Below are 18693 nucleotides of genomic sequence, written 5' to 3'. Positions count from 1 at the left end.
CCTGTTATTGATATCTGCTGTCAGGGCTGACGGGATGAAATCGTCACCTCCGTCGGATGGGCAGGGTCAAATTTAATTAGCGCGCTTTGACCAACCCAGTCCCCTGACTGCACAGCAGGCGTGCCATCCTGTGAGATATGCACTTTAATCCACCCCTGATGCAGTGAAGAGAGTGAACCTCCCGGCATCATGGTATTTGAGTCATCTATATTGAGTGTCATCGGAAACTGACCAACCGGCAACTTTTTCACCGCCACGGGAACCGGCGAGGATTCACCTACTACGGTAACAAAGACGGTGCCGTTGGCAGCCATGCTCTGCTGAGCTTCCGGCGAAAGCGTGATTTTAACAGCCAGCGGCGCATTGTCTACGCTGGTCTGGGCTTCCGCCTGAGCGATACTACGCTCAATCACCGCCCGGCGCTTATCGTTTTGCGGCAAGACGCGCAGCATCATCTGCCACGCCGCTACCGCATCGCCAAAGCGCTGTTGCTCAAAGGAACTGAACGCCAGCAGGCTCAGGGCGCGAATATTGGTATGCGACGCCGCCACCGCTTCACGCAGTAATTTATCGCCCAGCTGGTTGTCATTCTGATCGGATGAACGAATCAATACTTCAGCATAGTCGAGTTTGGCGTCAATGTTGTCCGGGGCCAGCTTCCATGCGTGTTCAAACGCATCGGTAGCCGTGGTGGCGTTATTCAGCGCCATGCCGATACGGCCCAGCATCATCCAGCCTTCAATATTATTCGGCTCATCCTGCAACCGGGTGCGCAGCCCCAGGCCCAGGCGCGCCATCTCTTCCATGGTCAGCGCGGGCGCGTTCGGGTCCATTACGCGATTCAACAATTCCGGCGTCTGGCGAGTGACTTCCTGCCATTCGAGCACTTTTTTCAGATCGACGGTTTTCCAGAACACGCCGACGCTGACAATCACCAGCGCCGCCACGCCGGGGGCCAGCACCCAGCGGCTCAGCGGTTTCTGTGCGCTTTCGCTGTGCTGAGGAATATCATCGAGCAGATTGTGCTGAAGTTCAGCCACCATCTCCTCGCGCTCGGCACTGTTTTCGCGCTCCAGCTCGCGCAGCCGGGACTGGTAAAACGCCCGGTTCAGCACATCGCGCGAGACGCTGCGATTGCCGGACCAGGGAACAAATAACAGGCCAGCGGTGATAATCAGCAACGCCACTATGGCGCTAATCAGCAGCGTTAACGTCATTTTTTCTTCTCGCTTAGCAACTGCTTCAGGCGTTGCTGTTCCAGATCGTTTAGCGGTTGGGCGGCAGCCTGCTGCCCTCTCCTGGCACGGCGCACCACCACGATAATCCCGCCGAGGATAAACAGCGCCGGCAGCAGCCACAGCACAATCGTGCCCGGCGTGATCGGCGGTTCGTAGGTCACGAAGTTACCGTAGCGCGCCACCATATAGTCGATGATCTGCTGCTGGGTCTGGCCCTGCTGCTGGAGCTCGTACACCTTCTGGCGCATATCCGAGGCGATCATGGCGTTGGAATCGGCAATGCTGTTGTTCTGGCATTTCGGGCAGCGCAGCTGCGCCGTCAGCTCGCGGAACTGCTGCTCCTGGGCTTCATCTTTAAACTGATAAGTGTCGATGGCGGCAAACACCGAAAACGACAGCAGCAGCGCGGCGAGCAGCGTCAGAATACGGGTCATGCTCCCGCCCCCTGATTACTGTATTTGTCCCACAGCGGCTTGATTTCGCTCTGCCAGACTTGCTCGTTGAGATCCCCGGCGTGGCGGTAGCGGATAATGCCCTTGCCGTCGATCAGGAAAGTTTCCGGCGCGCCGTACACGCCCAGGTCGAGGCCCAGCATGCCGTTGCCGTCAAACAGGCTCATGGCGTAGGGATTGCCCAGTTCATTCAGCCAGGTGATAGCCTTCTGGCGATCGTCTTTATAGTTCATGCCCACGACCCGCACGCCCTGTGCGGACAGGCGGTTCAGGTACTGATGTTCGGCGCGGCAGGTGGGGCACCAGGTCGCCCAGACGTTCAGCAATACCGGTTTACCGTTGGTCAGCGCCGCCTGGTCATAGGTTTTGCCCGGCTCATCCAGCGATTCGAGCTTAAACACCGGCACCGGCTTACCGATAAGCGCCGATTCCAGAGTGGTGGGATCATCACCGTTGGCGTTGCGCACCAGTTGCCACAGCAGCGCGGCGGCCAGCAGTAAAAAAAGGATTAATGGAATAAACAACACATTACGTTTCATTATGCCTCCTGCAATGCTTTACGCAGGCGATAGCGAGGATCGAGCATACTCAGCAAGCCGCCCAGCGCCATTAATGCCCCGCCGTACCAAATCCAGCGAACAAAGGGTTTGTAATAAAGCCGCACCGCCCAGCTGCCGTCGTCCAGCTCTTCGCCCAGCGCCGCGTACAGGTCGCGGGTAACGCCGCCGTCGATGGCCGCTTCGGTCATCATCATCATATTGCTGTTATAGAAGCGCTTCTCGGCATGGAGAGTGGCTTCCGGCTTGCCGTTGCGCAGGACGTCAATCACGCCCACGCCGCCGCGCCAGTTCGGCCCGCTGACCTCACGCACTTCTTTGAAAATAAACTGGTACTGGTGGATATCGACGCGATCGCCCGCCTTCATGCGCACGTCGCGCTCCACGCTGTAGCTCTGGCTAAAAGCGATGCCCACTACCGTTACCGCCAGACCAACGTGGCCCAGCACCATACCCCACTGGCTGCGGGAGAGTCGGGTCAACCCTTTCAGGAACGAATGACGGTGAGTCGCACGCTCGTGCAGTTCCATCAGCGCCAGCACAAACACCCAAATCGCCATCATCAGCCCGACTACCGTCATGGCTTCAATGCGGTCCTGCATCAGCCACGGCAGCAGCAGCGCGCCCGCAAGGGTAATCACCAGCGCAATGCCCAGGCGCTTGAGCACTTTGCCCGGCTCATCGCGACGCCAGCGCACCAGCGGCCCGATGCCCAGCAGCAGAGCGAACGGCACCATCATGGCGGTGAACATCATATTGAAGAACGGCTCGCCGATAGAGATGCTGCCAAGACCCAGCTGTTTATGCACCAGCGGCAGCAGCGTACCGAGCAGCACCACCAGCATGGCGGCCATCAGCAGAATGTTGTTGCCGAGCAGGAAGGTTTCTCGCGACCAGAGATCGTTTTTCACCCTGGCGCGCACTTTGTTGCCTTTTACCGCATACAGCAGCAGCGAGCCGCCGATGGCAATCACCAGCAGGGCGAGGATAAACATGCCGCGCGCCGGGTCCGATGCGAACGAATGCACCGAGACCAGCACCCCGGAGCGCACCAGGAAGGTGCCCAGCAGGCAAAGAGAGAATGCGGCGATCGCCAGCAGTACCGTCCATGCCTTAAAGCTGCCGCGTTTTTCGGTTACCGCCAGGGAGTGCATCAGCGCGGTGCCCGCCAGCCACGGCATCAGAGAGGCGTTTTCTACCGGGTCCCAGAACCACCAGCCACCCCAGCCCAGCTCGTAATAGGCCCAGGCGGAACCCAGCACGATGCCGAGAGTCAGGAAAATCCACGCGGCCTGGGTCCACGGACGCGACCAGCGCGCCCAGGCGGTATCCAGACGCCCCGCCATCAGCGACGCGATAGCAAACGCAAAGGCAACCGAGAAGCCCACATAGCCCATATACAGCAGCGGCGGGTGGAAAATCAGCCCGACGTCCTGCAACAGCGGATTAAGATCGCGCCCGTCAATCGGGTATTCCGGCAGGGTGCGGGTAAACGGGTCGGAGGTTAGCAGGATAAACAGCAGGAAGCCGAAGTTAACCATGCCCATCACGGAAAGCACCCGCGCCACGGAATCCAGCGGCATCCCGCGGCTCAGCACCGCCACCGCGAAGGTCCAGGCGCTCATCAGCAGCACCCACAGCAGCAGCGAGCCTTCGTGCGCGCCCCAGGTCGCGGCAACGCGATACCACACCGGCAACTCGGCGTTGGAGTTGCTGGCGACATACATAATGGTGAAGTCGTTCACCACAAAGGCGTAAACCAGAATTAAAAATGCTGCGAAAACGCTTAAAAACAGCGCCCATGAGAGCGGACGCCCCAGCGCCATCAGCCGCGCGTCCTGACGCACCGCGCCCCATTGCGGATAAACGCTAAGCAGTAATGAAATCCCCAACCCCAGGCACAGCAGGAAATTACCCAATTCCGGCATCATGAGCGGTTATCCTTATAGGCTTCTGCCGGACGGTGATGGTTTTCTTCCATTGCCGCTTTGACTTCCGGCGGGGTGTAGTTTTCGTCGTGTTTCGCCAGCACTTCTTTGGCGACAATCAGATTGCCCGGTTCCAGTACCCCCTGCGCTACCACGCCCTGCCCCTCGCGGAACAGATCCGGCAGAATGCCCTCGTAGCTGACATCCACCACCCCGCGGGCGTCATAGATCTTAAAGCTCACTTTCAGGGTCTGGTTATCGCGCTTGACGCTGCCCGGCATCACCATGCCGCCGACGCGCAAACGCTGGCCCGGCTCCGGCTTGATCTGGGTTTCGTTTTTGCCGTTGATGATTTCGCCCGGCGTATAGAACAAGTCGATATTGGCGCGCAGCGCATACAGCGTGAGCGTAATCGTGATGCCAATCCCCATTAACACCATCACAGCCAGCCAGAGTCGATTTTTACGACGCGGATTCATCCGGTCACCTCCTGTGTGGGATGTTGGGCATTTTTAATCCGGCGCTCCCGTCCCTGCTGACGGCGAACGTCCGCCAGCAGCGCTTTGCGCTGCCACAGGGTATGGGCCACCAGCAACGCCAGCGGAATAAAGGTAAAAGCCACGGCCAGCCAGACATAGAAGGCATAACCGCCCATGGCGAAAAATTCACTCAGGCTACCAAAGGCGACGTTCATGACAGGCTCCTTCCTTTATTAGCAATCTCTTCAACCCAGGGACGACGGCGATCCTGCATCAGGATCAGGGTGCGCAGGCGCATTAAGGTCAGGGTCACGAACAGTCCGAGGAACCCGAAGATGGACCAGCGCAGCGGAATACGCATCGACGGATCGATGGATTTTTGCATGTTGGTCGAGCCCTGATGCAGGGTGTTCCACCACTCCACCGAGAAGTGAATAATCGGCAGGTTAACCACGCCCACCAGCACCAGGATCCCTGCGGCGCGCCCGGCGAGGCGGCGGTCGTCGAAGGCGTTATACAGCGCGATCACCCCAACGTACAGGAACAGCAGCACCAGCTCCGAGGTTAGGCGAGCGTCCCAAATCCACCAGGTGCCCCACATTGGCTTGCCCCAGGCGGAACCGGTCACCAGCGCGATAAAGGTGTACACCGCCCCCACCGGAGCCATGGCCGCCACCGCCAGATCGGACATTTTGATTTGCCACACCAGACCAATAAACGCAGCAATCGCCATCCAGGCGTAAATCCCCATCGACCAGATGGCCGCCGGGACGTGGATGTACATGATGCGATAACTTTGCCCCTGCTGATAATCCGCCGGTGCCCAGACAAATCCCCAAATCACACCGACTAACAGCATCACGATGCTGATGACGGCAAACAGAGGAACCAGACGCCCGCAGAGGTGGTAAAGTCGCTCTGGTTTCGCAAGCTGATGCAAGAATTTCCACATAGTTATTGGCTCACAAAGCTAAGTTAGCGCCCACTTTTGCGGGCAATTATTGAATACTGATCCGCAGCGCCGCTGCGGTGGCAAACGGGCACAGCGTGGCGCTCGCCGCCAGGAACGCGCCCAGAATCGCCATGTATCCTTCAACCGGTAACGCCATTGAGGCGGCGTCCATCGCCGCCGTAGCGAAAATTAACAGCGGAATAGTGAGCGGCAGCACCAGCAGGCTCAGCAGCACGCCGCCGCGACGTAATCCCACGGTCAGGCCAACGCCCACCGCGCCGAGAAAACTCAGGGTCGGCGTACCCAACATCAACGTCAGGGCCATTACCCACCAGGTATGCACGTCGAGCCCTAACAGCATCGCCGCCAGCGGAGACAGCACGATCAGCGGCAGGCCGGTAACCACCCAGTGAGCGGTCACTTTCGCTAACACCACGGCGGGCAAAGGCAGCGGCAGCAGCATTAATTGTTCGAGGGAGCCGTCCTGCCAGTCGTCGCGGAACAGACGTTCCATGCCCAACAGCGCGGCCAGCAGCGCCGCTACCCACACCACGCCGGGGGCAATACGCGCCAGCAGCTGCGGCTCAGGGCCAATACCCAGCGGGAATAGCGTGATAACGATCAGGAAAAACCACAGCGGGTTGACGATCTCCGCGCCTTTGCGCAGGGCCAGATGTATTTCTCGGGTGAATACTTGCCACATCATGACACCACCCCTTGCGGCAGCGTCAGCTTGCGAAAGGCGCAGCTTACCGGACGCAGCGGCTGATGGGTGGTCAGCAACACGCTGCCGCCCTGTGCGGCATGGGCTTCGAGACGGCAGGTCAGCTTTTCGATACCCGCCGGATCCAGCGCGGTAAAAGGCTCATCCAGAATCCACAGTTTTGCGGCGCTCAGCCACAGTCGCGCCAGCGCGACACGGCGCTGTTGCCCGGCGGAAAGCTGGCCGACCGCAACGTCCTCATAGCCCAGCAGGCCGATGGCCGCGAGGGCATCCCAGCGGGCTTTCATTGCCGAATCCGCATGGAAAAAGCGCAGGTTTTCATCCGCGGTCAGCACCGCCTTGATACCCGGCTGATGCCCTAACCACAGCAGCTGTTGATGGAAGCTGTCGCGCGCCCGTTTGATTAATTCGCCCTGCCATTTCACCTCACCCTCTTCTGGCGTTGCGAGGCCACTAAGTATGCGTAACAGCGAAGTTTTCCCCGCGCCGTTGACGCCAGCGATTTGGAATATTTCACCCGGATTCAGGGAAAATGACAGCCCGCGAAACAAAACGCGTTCATCACGAATACATGAGAGATTGAGGACGTCGAGCATCCAGACAGCTCCTTCTGAAATGGCAAGGAATCATAACACAGAGTGATTGCAGGCCTTAAATGCCAGGCGGCATAAATGCTACCCCAAAAGGAGTAATGATACCTGCCAGATCAAAAAGACTCCGAATTGTCGGGAAATAGCCGTTGGTTTTCCCAAAACCGCTACGCTTAAAGGACATTCACTGCAAGGCAAAGGCATCATGGACAAACTCAAAGAAGACAAAATTGAGGATGAAAAAATTGGCGAATCCGGTGAAGAGCTGGAAGTAGAGAGCGAAGAAAAGAAGAGCGGAAAAGATATCGAAGTGGATGAAGAACGCCTGCCCTCCCGGGCCATGGCCATCCACGAACATATCCGCCAGGACGGGGAAAAGGAGATGGAGCGTGACGCCATGGCGCTGCTGTGGTCGGCCATCGCCGCCGGGCTTTCCATGGGGGCGTCGCTACTGGGCAAAGGGATTTTTCACGTGCATCTTGAAGGCGTGCCGGGCGGTTTTTTACTGGAAAATTTCGGCTACACCCTCGGGTTTATTATCGTCATCATGGCGCGCCAGCAGTTGTTCACGGAAAACACCGTCACCGCCGTTTTACCGGTGATGCAAAACCCCACCGGCAGCAACTTTTTGCTGCTGCTGCGGCTGTGGAGCGTGGTGCTGTTAGGTAACCTGATTGGCACCGGGCTGGCGGCGCTGGCCTTCGAATTTATGCCGATTTTTGATGAGGCGACGCGCGAGGCGTTCGTCAATATCGGCCTGAAAGTGATGGAAAACACGCCGGGCGAGATGTTCGCCAATGCGATTGTCTCCGGCTGGCTTATCGCCACCATGGTATGGATGTTCCCCTCGGCGGGGCCAGCCAAAATCGTGGTGATCATCATCATGACCTGGCTTATCGCCCTGTGCGACACCACCCATATCGTGGTGGGCACCGTGGAGATCCTGTATCTGGTGTTCAACGGCGACATCCACTGGACCGAGTTTGTCTGGCCTTTCGCCCTGCCGACCCTGGCCGGGAACATCTGCGGCGGCACCTTTATCTTTGCGCTGATGAGCCATGCGCAAATCCGTAATGACATGAGCAACAAGAAAAAAGCCGAAGCCAAAGCGCGGCAAAAGGAACAGGAGCAACAACAGAAAAAACAGCAGGCTTCACAACAATAATGGCGATGGAATGAACAATCAGGCGGCTAAGCCCTTAACGCAGCACCAAAAACGGGTATACTAGCGCCGCCTTGTCCCCTTAGTTAAATGGATATAACGAGCCCCTCCTAAGGGCTAGTTGCAGGTTCGATTCCTGCAGGGGACACCATCTGCATTCCCCCTCTTCTCTCTACACCTTCGTTCGAACAAAATACCCTCAGCGTTGAGTTGAGAAATCGATAGTCCTATAGTGGCAGCATAAACGACCGTCACATTGAGAACTTATCTATGCCTGTCATACTAAGGTTCAAAGGGTATCGTTTCTTTTTTTACTCTAATGAAGGCGATCCTCGTGAACCTGCTCATATTCATGTGCGTGGTGTTGAGGGGGAAGCTAAATTTTGGTTAGCGCCTGACGTGCATTTAGCGCGTAACGACGGTTTTGATGCGCGAGATCTGAAAGAACTGCTCGGTATCGTTGAAGAGAACCGCACTATGCTGATGGAGGCCTGGAATGACTATTTCGGCTAAAAACGTAAAATTCGACGAGTTCCATATGTGGGTAGAACTCAGCGATGCCCGTACGCTGGGCGTGCCTCTGGCGTGGTTTCCCAAACTGCTGCGAGCCAGCCCGGAAGCACGAAGTAAGTTTGAATTAAGCCGCCGGGGTATTCACTGGGATGAGCTTGATGAAGATATCTCTGTGGAAGGACTGCTGGCGGGACGGGGCGATGTGACTTTTAAACCCCATAATGCCGCATAAATTTATCGCAAAAAGGGCGTCATTTTCTGCCAGTGACGCCATTTACCGCGCTCCGCTTCAGCACCGCTACTTTCCCGTTTCAGTTTCGCTTAAGTTACCCACAAATCCACTGATTTAACATAAGGTTACACCGCATAAATCCCTGCTCGAAAAAAAGGCGTTTTTCCGCCCTTGCCCGCTTGTTAACCCTGAAAATTAAGCGTAGATTAGCGCCCGGATGTGACCCACATCCCCCAATCCAGGCGAAGCGGCAGGCACACCAGGGATTTGTCCCAAAGTGAAATGCGTGCGGTTTTACCTTTCTATAATGAGACCTGACGTTAATTTTGGCGTGTCATGCGATGCGCGGAGTGAGTGACGTGAAATATTTATTTATGGGCGTTTCAGTAATGGTCGTACTCTGGGCCGGTACTTTTGCGCTGATGATTTAGTCTGAAGCCTGAGCCGGACAAAAAACAGGAGCCATTTGGCTCCTGTTGTCGTTTTTATGGCTGATTTTCCAGCGTGGTTTTATTCGATATCGGCAGCAGCCCGTCGGCGCGGAACATCGCTTTGATGCCCCTCACCGCCTGGCGGATACGGTCGCGGTTTTCAATTAGCGCGAAACGCACGTGGGTGTCGCCATAATCACCAAAGCCAATGCCCGGTGATACGCACACTTTGGCGTCCTGCAGCAATTTCTTGGCGAATTCCAGCGAGCCCATGGCCGCGTAAGGCTCGGGGATTTTGGCCCATACGTACATCGAGGCTTTCGGCATTTCCACCATCCAGCCCGCTTCGTGCAGCCCTTTCACCAGCACATCGCGGCGACGTTTGTACTGTTCGGCAATATCGCGCACGCATTGCTGATCGCCCTCCAGCGCCGCGATGGCTGCCACCTGCAACGGAGTAAACGTCCCGTAATCGTGATAGCTTTTAATACGCGCCAGGGCGCTGACCAGTTCCTGGTTGCCCACCATAAAGCCGATGCGCCAGCCCGCCATATTGTAGCTTTTTGACAGAGTGAAAAATTCTACCGCCACATCGCGCGCACCCGGCACCTGCATAATAGACGGTGCTTTCCAGCCGTCGTAGACGATATCCGCATAAGCCAGGTCGTGTACGACCAACACATCATAGCGTTTCGCCAGCGCCACCACTTTTTCGAAGAACTCCAGCTCCACGCACTGTGACGTCGGGTTCGACGGGAAGCCCAGAATCATCATTTTCGGCTTCGGATAGCTTTCACGAATGGCGCGTTCCAGTTCGTTAAAGAAGTCCACCCCTTCCACCAGCGGCACCGAGCGCACCTGCGCGCCGGCAATCACCGCACCGTAAATATGAATCGGGTAACTCGGGTTCGGCACCAGCACCGTATCGCCGTGATCCAGCGTCGCCAGCATCAAATGCGCCAGTCCCTCTTTGGAACCGATCGTCACAATAGCTTCGCTTTCCGGATCGATATCCACCTGATAGCGATCCTGATACCAGCGGGAAATCGCCCGGCGCAAACGCGGGATGCCGCGCGATGTGGAGTAACCGTGCGTATCGGGGCGCTGGGCCACGGTGCAGAGTTTCTCGACGATATGCGGCGGGGTCGCGCCGTCGGGGTTACCCATACTGAAATCAATAATATCTTCGCCGCGCCGACGCGCAGCCATTTTCAGTTCAGCGGTGATGTTAAAAACATACGGGGGAAGACGATCGATACGCGAAAAACGGCGTTTGGGACTGAAGTCAGCCATAGATTCCTCGAAGTTACGTAAGCGCCCGGACCGTCCGAGCGACGCTGCCACTGATGTGGCCTGTAAAGAAAATAGCCTGAAAAATTTTGTTCTGTCGAGAGGCTTTTAAAAAAATAATTGAGGAGGAAAAAACCGGAACTTTCATTTGAAACCAATCCCTATTTTATTCGGTTGATTAGCTCTATATTAACTCTGTCGCAACAAAACAATAACCATCAATTCTTCTCAGCCGGAGTCATCATCATGCCCCTACACATTGACGATCTTCCTATCGCTATTCGCCAGATAAAACAGCAGCTTCGTCGCGAGCTGCCGCACTATCAGCAGGTATTCCAGGCACTGGAAGCCGATATTTCACGCCAGATCGACGCGATCCGCGCTGAGCAAGCGCGCGGTGAAAACCCGGTGCCGCAGATCCATGCCGATGACATCATTGCTGGCCGCATTTCCGAACAGCAAAAAGCCCTCATCCGCCAGCGCGGCTGTTGCGTGATTAAAGGCGTTTTCGCCGAACAAACCGCCCGTGCCTGGAACGAAGAAGTGGGCAACTATCTTGAACGCAACAACTTTGTTGAGAAGCTGAAGAACGCGGCGGAAGACAACTATTTCGGCACCCTTGCCGACAGTAAGCCGCAGATTTACGGCATCTACTGGTCGAAGCCGCAGGTGGAAGCCCGACAGGATGCGCGTATGAAAGCAGCGCAGGTGTTTCTCAATAATCTCTGGCAGACCGAAAGCCACGGCAAGCAGCATTTCGACCCGAACCGGGTGGTGAGCTATGCGGATCGTACCCGCCGCCGTCCGCCGCGCTCCGGCTCGTTAGGCCTGTCTCCACACGTGGACGGCGGTTCGGTAGAACGCTGGCTGGATGAGAATTTCCGTCACGTTTACCGTCACGTATTCAGCGGCGAGTGGCAGCGCTACAGTCCGTTTGATGCCGAAGGCCGTACCGAAGCGCGTGAAATCCCCTCCCCTGCGGTATGCTCGATGTTCCGCACTTTCCAGGGCTGGACCGCGCTCTCCGAGCAGCGTAAGCACGCCGGGACCTTGACCCTGCTGCCGGTGGCCAACGCCATGGCGTATATTTTACTGCGCGCCTTACAGGACGACGTGCCGGACGATTCGCTGTGCGAAGCGAAACCAGGCCGGGCGCTTTCCATTAACCAAACCTGGCATCCCCTTTTATTAACCGGGATATCCTCAATTCCCGATATGGAGCCGGGCGACACGGTTTTCTGGCACTGCGATGTGATCCATGCGGTGGAAAATGAGCATAACGGCGAGTTCGACAGCAACGTGATGTACATCGCCGCCGCACCATGGTGCGAGAAAAACGCCGCCTATCTTAAGCGCCAGTGGCCGGCATTCGTGGAGGGTAAATCGCCGCCGGACTTTGCCGCCGACGATTTTGAAGTCGATTTCGCTGGCCGCGCTACCGAAGCGGATCTCACCCCAGCGGGTAAGGAGCAGCTTCACGGTTAACCGTCGATTCACACTGGCGTCTGTTCATCAGGCGCCAGGTTTTCTATCATAGTCCCTCTGCTTGCCATCTGAGTTCCCCCCGTGCACGAAATTTTTAACATGCTCCTGGCGGTTTTTGACCGCGCCGCGCTGATGCTGATCTGCCTGTTCTTCCTGATCCGCATCCGGCTGTTCCGTGAACTGCTGCATAAAAGCGCCCATACGCCGCGTGAACTGCTGGCGGTCACCGCTATCTTTTCAATGTTTGCGCTATTCAGCACCTGGTCCGGCGTCCCGGTTGAGGGATCGCTGGTCAACGTGCGTATCATCGCGGTGATGGCGGGCGGCATCCTGTTCGGCCCGTGGGTGGGCATCATTACCGGCGCGATTGCGGGCGTTCACCGTTACCTGATCGATATCGGCGGTATTACCTCAATCCCCTGTTTGATCACCAGCATCATCGCCGGCTTTCTTTCTGGCTGGATCCACATGAAGGTGCCGAAAGCCCAGCGCTGGCGCGTCGGGATCGTCGGCGGCATGGTGTGCGAAACCCTGACCATGATCCTGGTCGTCTCATGGGCACCCTCCACTGAACTGGGGCTGGATATCGTGTCGAAAATCGGCATCCCGATGATTCTGGGCACCGTGTCGATTGGCTTTATCGTGCTGCTGGTACAAAGCGTGGAGGGGGAAAAAGAGGCCAGCGCCGCGCGCCAGGCCAAACTGGCGCTGGATATCGCCAATAAAACCCTGCCGCTGTTCCGCCACGTTAACAGCGATGCGCTGCGCCAGGTGTGCCAGATTATCCGCCGCGATATCCATGCCGACGCGGTAGCCATCACCAATACTGACAATGTGCTGGCCTACGTGGGCGTGGGTGAACATAACTACCAGCAAAACGATGACGGCATCAGCCCGACCACCCGCCAGGCGATTAACGACGGGAAGATCATCATCAAGAACAATGATGAGGCCCACCGCACCCCGGAAATTCACTCGATGCTGGTGATCCCGCTGTGGGAGAAAGGCATCGTCACCGGCACCCTGAAGATTTATTACTGCCATGCGCACCAGATCACCTCATCGCTCCAGGAGATGGCGGTGGGCCTGTCGCAGATCATCTCTACGCAGCTGGAAGTGTCGCGCGCCGAGCAGTTGCGCGAGATGGCGGATAAAGCGGAGCTGCGCGCGCTGCAAAGCAAAATCAACCCGCATTTTCTGTTTAATGCCCTGAACGCGATTTCGTCGTCTATCCGGCTTAATCCGGACACCGCGCGCCAGCTGATTTTCAATCTCTCGCGCTACCTGCGCTATAACATTGAATTAAAAGATGACGAGCTGATTGATATCAAAAAAGAGCTGTACCAGATTAAAGATTACATCGCCATCGAGCAGGCGCGCTTCGGCGATAAGCTTACGGTGATTTATGACATCGACGAAGAGGTGAACTGCGTGGTGCCGAGCCTGCTGATCCAGCCGCTGGTGGAAAACGCCATCGTCCACGGCATCCAGCCCTGTAAGGGCAAAGGCGTGGTGACCATTAGCGTCACCGAATCCGGCAGCCGGGTGCGCATCGCGGTGCGCGATACCGGCCACGGTATCGACCCTGACGTGGTGGCGCGGGTGGAGGCGGACGAGATGCCGGGCAATAAAATCGGCCTGCTGAACGTGCATCACCGGGTGAAACTGCTGTACGGCGAAGGGCTGCAAATCCGCCAGCTTAACCCCGGCACCGAAATCGCCTTCTACGTGCCCAACCAGCCGCTGGCGCGCCATGTTGCCGCCACGCAATTTTCCTGAGGAGGAGCGATGAAAGCAATCATCGTTGAAGATGAGATTCTGGCCCAACAGGAGCTGAGCTGGCTGATTAATAATCATAGCAAAATCGAGATTGTCGGCACCTTCGACGACGGGCTGGACGTGCTGAAGTATCTCCAGCACCACACCGTTGACGCCATTTTTCTCGATATCAATATTCCGTCGCTGGACGGCGTGCTGCTGGCGCAAAATATCAGTAAGTTCGCCAATAAACCGTTTATCGTGTTTATTACCGCGTGGAAAGAGCATGCCGTGGAGGCGTTTGAACTGGAGGCGTTTGACTACATCCTCAAACCCTGGCAGGAGTCGCGTATCATCAGCATGCTGCAAAAGCTGGAGGCCGCCGGTCAGCAGCAGGCCAGCCCGCACAGCGCCGCGCCGACCAGCCGGGAAAACGCCACCATCAACTTGATCAAAGACGAGCGGATCATCGTCACCGACATCAACGACATCTACTATGCCGAAGCCCACGAAAAAATGACCTTCGTGTACACCAAACGCGAGGCCTACGTGATGCCGATGAATATCACCGAGTTTTTCAGCCGGTTGCCGGAGGGGCATTTCTTCCGCTGCCACCGCTCGTACTGCGTAAATCTCAATAAAATCCGCGAGATAGAGCCGTGGTTTAACAATACCTACATTCTGCGGTTGCGGGATCTGGATTTCCAGGTACCGGTCAGCCGTAGCCGGGTAAAAGAGTTTCGCCAGTTAATGCGGCTGTAAAAAAAGCGCCTTGCGGCGCTTTTGTCAGAGAACCTGTCCGAGGATCTGGCGTAAATGCGCACCAGCGCCCAGTAGCCCAGGCTGATCGTGAACGATCAGATACACCGGAATATCCTGCACATAGGCCTTGAACCGGCCCTTGTCTTCAAAACCGCCGCGGAAGCCCGACGCGCGGAAGAAATCCAGGAAGCGCGGCACAATCCCACCGGCGATATAGACGCCGCCGAAGGTTGCCAGATTCAGCGCCAGGTTGCCGCCGAAGCGCCCCATAATGACGCAAAACAGCGACAGCGCGCGACGGCAGTCGATGCAGGCATCGTCCAGCGCCCGCTCGGTAACGTCCTTCGGCTGGAGATTTTCCGGCAAGCGGCCATCGGATTTGACAATCGCGCGATAGAGATTAACCAGCCCCGGCCCCGACAGTACGCGTTCGGCTGAAACGTGGCCGATTTCCGCGCGTAATTCTTCGAGAATAATGCCCTCTTCTTCGCTGTTGGGTGCGAAGTCCACATGGCCGCCTTCGCCCGGCAGGCTGATCCAGCGCTTATCGACATGCACCAGATGCGACACGCCAAGGCCAGTGCCCGCGCCATAAACCGCGATAGGTTTGCCTTCTACCGGCTCGCCGCCGCCGAACTGGATCAGGTGATCTTTGTTCAGCATCGGGATCGCCATGGAAACGGCGGTGAAATCGTTGATGATTTCCAGATGATCGAAGCCGAGATTTTTGCGCATCTCTTCGGTGGAAAACGCCCAGGTGTGGTTGGTCATCGCCACCCAGTCGCCGGTGATTGGGCAAGCGATGGCGATGCAGCCTTCGGTAACCGTTGCGTCATGCTCGGCCAGATAGACCCGTACCACCGCCTCAAGCGTCGGGTAATCCAGCCCGGAATAGGTTTTTGCGCGCTCAATGGCGCCAGTTTCAAGGTTACAGAGCGCTAAGCGTGCGTTGGTGCCGCCTACATCTCCCACCAATGCAAATTTGGTCATTATTCAACAGCTCCGCTAAAGTCAAAATAGGTCTTCGGCACACTCTAAATTCAAGGCATCATCACCACAATGTCCTTTGTGCTGATGACCTGGGATTATTGAGGCGTGTCACAGATTACGTTTACCGTTTCAGCACCTTTGCAATCAGCACAGTAATCTGATGGTCATTAAAGCGCCAGCCTTTTCATTCATAAGGATTATCCGATGCTTCATCCCCGCGCCAGAACCATGTTGATGCTCGCGCTGCCGGCATTACTGATCGGCATTGCCAGCAGTTTAATTTTACTGTTTATGATGCGGGTCGCGGGGATTTTACAGACCTTTCTGTGGCAGACCCTGCCCGCGACGTTCGGCGTTTCCCTGTTCGCTCCCGGCTGGATTATCACCATTTTGACGCTGACCGGTATCGCGGTGGGTCTGGTGATCCGCTATGTTCCCGGCCACGGCGGGCCTGATCCGGCCAGCGAGCCGCTAATCAGTACCCCGGTGGAAAGCCGCGCCCTGCCCGGCCTGGCGCTGGCGATGATCCTCGGCCTGGCAGGCGGGGTCAGCCTCGGCCCGGAGCACCCGATTATGGCAATCAACGTCGCGCTGGCGGTGGTGCTGGGCGGCAAGCTGTTCCCACGCGTTAACTCGCTTGACTGGACGATTCTGGCGGCGGCAGGCACCATCGGCGCGCTGTTCGGTACGCCCGTGGCGGCGGCGCTGATCTTCTCCCAAACCCTCAACAGCACCAACGATGTGCCGCTGTGGGACAAGCTGTTCGCCCCGTTGATGGCGGCGGCGGCAGGCGGCGTAACTACCGGATTGTTTGTTCATCCGAATTTTTCGCTGCCCATCGCCCACTATTCGCAGCTGCACCTGACGGATATTTTCAGCGGCGCGGTGGTGGCGGCCATCGCCATTGCGCTGGGCATGGTAGCGGTGTGGTGTTTACCGCGCCTGCACGCGCTGATGCACCGACTGAAAAACCCGGTGCTGATCCTGGGCGTGGGCGGTTTTGTTCTCGGGCTGCTGGGCGCGCTGGGGGGGCCGCAAACCCTGTTTAAAGGCGTCGACGAGATGCAGCAGCTGGCGTTCGGCCAGACCTGGACGGTGTATGACTATTTCCTGTTTGCGATTATCAAACTCGCGGCTCTGGTGATCGCCGCCGCCTGCGGTTTTCGCGGCGGGCGCATTTTCCCGGCGGTGTTTGTCGGCGTGGCGCTGGGGTTGATGCTCCATGAACACGTTGACGCCGTCCCGGCGGCGGTGACGGTCTCCTGCGCGGTATTGGGCATGGTACTGGTGGTGACGCGCGACGGCTGGCTGAGCCTGTTTATGGCGGCGGTGATCGTGCCGGATACCCAGTTGCTGCCGCTGCTGTGCATCGTCATGCTCCCGGCCTGGCTGCTGCTGGCCGGGAAGCCGTTAATGGTGGCCGGGCCGAAAGACTAAGCCTGCCCGCCGTTGCGCGCGCCAAGCGATTGGGTGACGGCGGTCAGCAGTTCCGGGAGATCCTGTTTCGGCAGCATCACTTCTACCAGCGACAGCCGCGCCGGATGCACCAGTCGCGCCAGCACTTCCTGAAGCTGCACGGTTTCGCTGACCTGCCAGCATTCGGCTTTGCGATGAATATCCAGCGCGTGGGGCAGCGCCGTCCAGTCCCACGGAGCGATATCGTTGTAGCGCTGCTCCGCGCCATGGATCGCCCGCTCCACCGTGTAGCCATCGTTATTCAGCACGATGACCACCGGGCGCAAATCGTCCCGCAGCATCGAGCCCAATTCCTGAATGGTTAACTGCGCCGCGCCGTCGCCGGTGATCAGCACCAGCCGCCGCGTCGGGCAGGCGGTTTGCGCGCCGAACGCCGCCGCCAGCGCGTAGCCGATCGACCCCCACAGCGGCTGGACGATAAATGTCACGTCATCCGGCAGCGTCAGCGTTGCCGCGCCAAACGCGGCGGTGCCCTGATCGACTACCACAATATCACCGGGGCGCAGCCAGGCCTGAATCGCCAGCCAGAACGCATGCTGATCCAGCCCGGCATCGCCCTCCGGCAGCGGAGCCGGTTTGATCTCCGGCAACGTCAGTTGATGCTGAATCTGGCGCACTTCCCGGTACAGAATATTTACCGCTTCCGCCATCGGCAGGCCGCTGAAACTGCGATCGCCAATGCGCACGCCGTCGGGCATCACCTCAATGGTTTGCTCGGGGGTGAGATGCTGGCTGAATCCGGCGGTGGTGGTATCGGTAAATTTCACGCCGACGCAGATAACCAGATCGCTTCCTTCAATTGCCTCGCGCTGTGCCTGGGCGGTGGCGGCACCGCTGTAAGTGCCGGTAAAACCTGCGCCGCCTTCGTTAAAAATCCCTTTGCCCATCAGCAAGGAGCTGTGTGCCAGCGGGATCTCATGTACCCACTGTTGCAGGGCGTGCTTCAGGCCAAAGCGTTGCGCCAGATAATCCGCCAGCAGCGCGATGCGCTTAACGCCAGAGAGCCGTTGCTGAACCGCCTGACGAAACGCCTCCAGCAAGGCGGGATCGGCGCTGTGTGTGGTCTTTGTGAGAGCGTTTTCAGGACGGATGGCAGGCATTTTTGCCACGTCCGCTGGCAGCATCAGGTAACCGGGACGTGAAGCGGAATGCATTTCGCGGATCACCCGGTCAATTTCTTTGCAAGCGTTATCCGCTGTCAGTACCGCATGGGCGGCGCAGAGCTCGCTGGCGATACGCACAAAATGGCGAAAATCGCCGTCGCCCACCGTGTGATGCATCAGCTCGCCGCGCTGCTGCGCGCCTGACGCGGGCGCGCCGACGATGTGCAGCACCGGCACATGTTCGGCATAGCTGCCCGCCACGCCGTTAAGAGCGCTGAGTTCGCCCACGCCAAAGGTCGTTAATAAGGCACCCGCGCCATTGCAGCGGGCGTAGCCATCGGCGGCATAGGCCGCGTTAAGTTCATTGGCGCATCCCACCCAGGCCACTTCCGGGTGGGCGATGACATTATCGAGAAACTGTAGGTTATAGTCGCCCGGTACGCCGAAAAGATGGGTGATTCCACTTTGCGACAGCTGGTCCAGTAGATAATCCGCCACACAATAACGCTGAGCCATGGAACATTCCTTTTTATCAGGAGCCTGATTGAAGTATTAAGGAACTGCGATCCCT

20 protein-coding genes and 1 tRNA gene are annotated in these 18693 nt (G+C 57.6%); 9 read left to right on the top strand and 12 right to left on the bottom strand.

Annotated features, from left to right (window positions below):
• Positions 1 to 20 precede the first annotated feature (20 nt).
• The 9 genes from ccmI to ccmA are packed head-to-tail and all read right to left on the bottom strand — an operon-like array spanning position 21 to position 6926.
• Positions 21 to 1217, bottom strand: a complete 1197-nt coding sequence (gene ccmI, locus FND52_RS07180; protein ID WP_144130222.1) for a c-type cytochrome biogenesis protein CcmI — start codon at positions 1215 to 1217, stop codon at positions 21 to 23.
• Complete coding sequence (locus FND52_RS07175; protein ID WP_125291489.1) at positions 1214 to 1672, bottom strand: cytochrome c-type biogenesis protein; 459 nt, start codon at positions 1670 to 1672, stop codon at positions 1214 to 1216. Before FND52_RS07175 ends, ccmI begins: the two co-directional genes overlap by 4 nt.
• A complete protein-coding gene (gene dsbE / locus FND52_RS07170) occupies positions 1669 to 2229 on the bottom strand; it encodes a thiol:disulfide interchange protein DsbE (protein ID WP_144130220.1) in 561 nt (186 codons plus the stop codon). The genes FND52_RS07175 and dsbE overlap by 4 nt, the downstream gene beginning before the upstream one ends.
• A complete protein-coding gene (locus tag FND52_RS07165; RefSeq protein WP_144130218.1) occupies positions 2229 to 4178 on the bottom strand; it encodes a heme lyase CcmF/NrfE family subunit in 1950 nt (649 codons plus the stop codon). Before FND52_RS07165 ends, dsbE begins: the two co-directional genes overlap by 1 nt.
• Positions 4175 to 4654, bottom strand: coding sequence for a cytochrome c maturation protein CcmE (gene ccmE / locus FND52_RS07160; protein WP_125291486.1), 480 nt, complete (start codon positions 4652 to 4654; stop codon positions 4175 to 4177). Before ccmE ends, FND52_RS07165 begins: the two co-directional genes overlap by 4 nt.
• A complete protein-coding gene (ccmD, locus tag FND52_RS07155) occupies positions 4651 to 4869 on the bottom strand; it encodes a heme exporter protein CcmD (RefSeq protein WP_125291485.1) in 219 nt (72 codons plus the stop codon). Before ccmD ends, ccmE begins: the two co-directional genes overlap by 4 nt.
• Complete coding sequence (locus tag FND52_RS07150) at positions 4866 to 5606, bottom strand: heme ABC transporter permease (protein ID WP_125291484.1); 741 nt, start codon at positions 5604 to 5606, stop codon at positions 4866 to 4868. Before FND52_RS07150 ends, ccmD begins: the two co-directional genes overlap by 4 nt.
• Before the next feature lie 46 nt (positions 5607 to 5652).
• Positions 5653 to 6312, bottom strand: coding sequence for a heme exporter protein CcmB (gene ccmB / locus FND52_RS07145; protein ID WP_125291483.1), 660 nt, complete (start codon positions 6310 to 6312; stop codon positions 5653 to 5655).
• A complete protein-coding gene (gene ccmA, locus FND52_RS07140) occupies positions 6309 to 6926 on the bottom strand; it encodes a cytochrome c biogenesis heme-transporting ATPase CcmA (RefSeq protein WP_125291482.1) in 618 nt (205 codons plus the stop codon). The genes ccmB and ccmA overlap by 4 nt, the downstream gene beginning before the upstream one ends.
• 199 nt (positions 6927 to 7125) lie before the next feature.
• Between ccmA and FND52_RS07135 the strand changes: the two genes are divergently transcribed.
• From FND52_RS07135 to ypdK, 5 genes are all read left to right on the top strand, one after another.
• Positions 7126 to 8085: a formate/nitrite transporter family protein gene (locus tag FND52_RS07135; RefSeq protein WP_125291481.1), complete on the top strand. Its 960-nt coding sequence runs from the start codon at positions 7126 to 7128 to the stop codon at positions 8083 to 8085.
• Between the two features lie 73 nt (positions 8086 to 8158).
• Positions 8159 to 8233 (top strand) — tRNA-Arg (locus tag FND52_RS07130).
• 119 nt (positions 8234 to 8352) lie between these two features.
• On the top strand, positions 8353 to 8595 hold the full coding sequence (locus tag FND52_RS07125; RefSeq protein WP_144130216.1) for a DUF4160 domain-containing protein: 243 nt from the start codon (positions 8353 to 8355) through the stop codon (positions 8593 to 8595).
• The gene (locus FND52_RS07120) at positions 8579 to 8827 is read left to right on the top strand and encodes a DUF2442 domain-containing protein (protein ID WP_144130214.1); all 249 of its coding nucleotides are present in this window, start codon (positions 8579 to 8581) and stop codon (positions 8825 to 8827) included. The genes FND52_RS07125 and FND52_RS07120 overlap by 17 nt, the downstream gene beginning before the upstream one ends.
• A 341-nt stretch (positions 8828 to 9168) precedes the next feature.
• Positions 9169 to 9258, top strand: coding sequence for a membrane protein YpdK (gene ypdK, locus FND52_RS22080; RefSeq protein ID WP_203122160.1), 90 nt, complete (start codon positions 9169 to 9171; stop codon positions 9256 to 9258).
• A gap of 54 nt (positions 9259 to 9312) precedes the next feature.
• Here ypdK and alaC read toward each other — a convergent pair whose 3' ends face one another.
• Positions 9313 to 10551 carry an alanine transaminase gene (alaC, locus tag FND52_RS07110; protein WP_144130212.1) on the bottom strand — a complete coding sequence of 413 codons (1239 nt, stop codon included), beginning with the start codon at positions 10549 to 10551 and terminating at the stop codon, positions 9313 to 9315.
• 240 nt (positions 10552 to 10791) lie between these two features.
• Here alaC and FND52_RS07105 point away from each other — a divergent pair, with 240 nt between their 5' ends.
• The 3 genes from FND52_RS07105 to FND52_RS07095 all read left to right on the top strand — a co-directional run bounded on the left by FND52_RS07105 (position 10792) and on the right by FND52_RS07095 (position 14553).
• Entirely contained in the window at positions 10792 to 12033 is a 1242-nt protein-coding gene (locus FND52_RS07105) for a DUF1479 domain-containing protein (protein WP_144130566.1), read from the top strand.
• An 81-nt stretch (positions 12034 to 12114) separates the two neighbouring features.
• A complete protein-coding gene (locus FND52_RS07100; protein ID WP_144130210.1) occupies positions 12115 to 13812 on the top strand; it encodes a sensor histidine kinase in 1698 nt (565 codons plus the stop codon).
• Between the two features lie 9 nt (positions 13813 to 13821).
• Positions 13822 to 14553, top strand: a complete 732-nt coding sequence (locus tag FND52_RS07095; RefSeq protein ID WP_144130209.1) for a LytR/AlgR family response regulator transcription factor — start codon at positions 13822 to 13824, stop codon at positions 14551 to 14553.
• Between the two features lie 24 nt (positions 14554 to 14577).
• On the opposite strand, the gene glk is transcribed toward FND52_RS07095, so the two are convergent.
• Entirely contained in the window at positions 14578 to 15543 is a 966-nt protein-coding gene (glk, locus tag FND52_RS07090; protein WP_125291477.1) for a glucokinase, read from the bottom strand.
• A gap of 204 nt (positions 15544 to 15747) precedes the next feature.
• Between glk and FND52_RS07085 the strand changes: the two genes are divergently transcribed.
• A complete protein-coding gene (locus FND52_RS07085; protein ID WP_144130207.1) occupies positions 15748 to 16980 on the top strand; it encodes an ion channel protein in 1233 nt (410 codons plus the stop codon).
• Here the strand turns inward: FND52_RS07085 and FND52_RS07080 are convergent.
• Entirely contained in the window at positions 16977 to 18638 is a 1662-nt protein-coding gene (locus tag FND52_RS07080; protein WP_144130205.1) for an alpha-keto acid decarboxylase family protein, read from the bottom strand. The genes FND52_RS07085 and FND52_RS07080 overlap by 4 nt on opposite strands.
• Positions 18639 to 18693: the final 55 nt, after the last annotated feature.

It is taken from the genome of Atlantibacter subterraneus (genome assembly GCF_007570865.1).
Classification (GTDB): Bacteria; Pseudomonadota; Gammaproteobacteria; order Enterobacterales; family Enterobacteriaceae; genus Atlantibacter; species Atlantibacter subterraneus.
This window is presented reverse-complemented; position numbering and strand designations above follow the sequence as displayed.

What these genes read in the sequence shown, in the direction of transcription:
- ccmD (WP_125291485.1), bottom strand. Translation starts at nt 4,869, where the DNA reads ATGAACGTCGCCTTTGGTAGCCTGAGTGAATTTTTCGCCATGGGCGGT.
- alaC (WP_144130212.1), bottom strand. Translation starts at nt 10,551, where the DNA reads ATGGCTGACTTCAGTCCCAAACGCCGTTTTTCGCGTATCGATCGTCTT.
- FND52_RS07080 (WP_144130205.1), bottom strand. Translation starts at nt 18,638, where the DNA reads ATGGCTCAGCGTTATTGTGTGGCGGATTATCTACTGGACCAGCTGTCG.
- FND52_RS07165 (WP_144130218.1), bottom strand. Translation starts at nt 4,178, where the DNA reads ATGATGCCGGAATTGGGTAATTTCCTGCTGTGCCTGGGGTTGGGGATT.
- ccmB (WP_125291483.1), bottom strand. Translation starts at nt 6,312, where the DNA reads ATGATGTGGCAAGTATTCACCCGAGAAATACATCTGGCCCTGCGCAAA.
- ypdK (WP_203122160.1), top strand. Translation starts at nt 9,169, where the DNA reads ATGCGCGGAGTGAGTGACGTGAAATATTTATTTATGGGCGTTTCAGTA.
- FND52_RS07120 (WP_144130214.1), top strand. Translation starts at nt 8,579, where the DNA reads ATGACTATTTCGGCTAAAAACGTAAAATTCGACGAGTTCCATATGTGG.
- FND52_RS07085 (WP_144130207.1), top strand. Translation starts at nt 15,748, where the DNA reads ATGCTTCATCCCCGCGCCAGAACCATGTTGATGCTCGCGCTGCCGGCA.
- glk (WP_125291477.1), bottom strand. Translation starts at nt 15,543, where the DNA reads ATGACCAAATTTGCATTGGTGGGAGATGTAGGCGGCACCAACGCACGC.
- ccmI (WP_144130222.1), bottom strand. Translation starts at nt 1,217, where the DNA reads ATGACGTTAACGCTGCTGATTAGCGCCATAGTGGCGTTGCTGATTATC.
- ccmE (WP_125291486.1), bottom strand. Translation starts at nt 4,654, where the DNA reads ATGAATCCGCGTCGTAAAAATCGACTCTGGCTGGCTGTGATGGTGTTA.
- FND52_RS07135 (WP_125291481.1), top strand. Translation starts at nt 7,126, where the DNA reads ATGGACAAACTCAAAGAAGACAAAATTGAGGATGAAAAAATTGGCGAA.
- FND52_RS07150 (WP_125291484.1), bottom strand. Translation starts at nt 5,606, where the DNA reads ATGTGGAAATTCTTGCATCAGCTTGCGAAACCAGAGCGACTTTACCAC.
- dsbE (WP_144130220.1), bottom strand. Translation starts at nt 2,229, where the DNA reads ATGAAACGTAATGTGTTGTTTATTCCATTAATCCTTTTTTTACTGCTG.
- FND52_RS07095 (WP_144130209.1), top strand. Translation starts at nt 13,822, where the DNA reads ATGAAAGCAATCATCGTTGAAGATGAGATTCTGGCCCAACAGGAGCTG.
- FND52_RS07125 (WP_144130216.1), top strand. Translation starts at nt 8,353, where the DNA reads ATGCCTGTCATACTAAGGTTCAAAGGGTATCGTTTCTTTTTTTACTCT.
- ccmA (WP_125291482.1), bottom strand. Translation starts at nt 6,926, where the DNA reads ATGCTCGACGTCCTCAATCTCTCATGTATTCGTGATGAACGCGTTTTG.
- FND52_RS07175 (WP_125291489.1), bottom strand. Translation starts at nt 1,672, where the DNA reads ATGACCCGTATTCTGACGCTGCTCGCCGCGCTGCTGCTGTCGTTTTCG.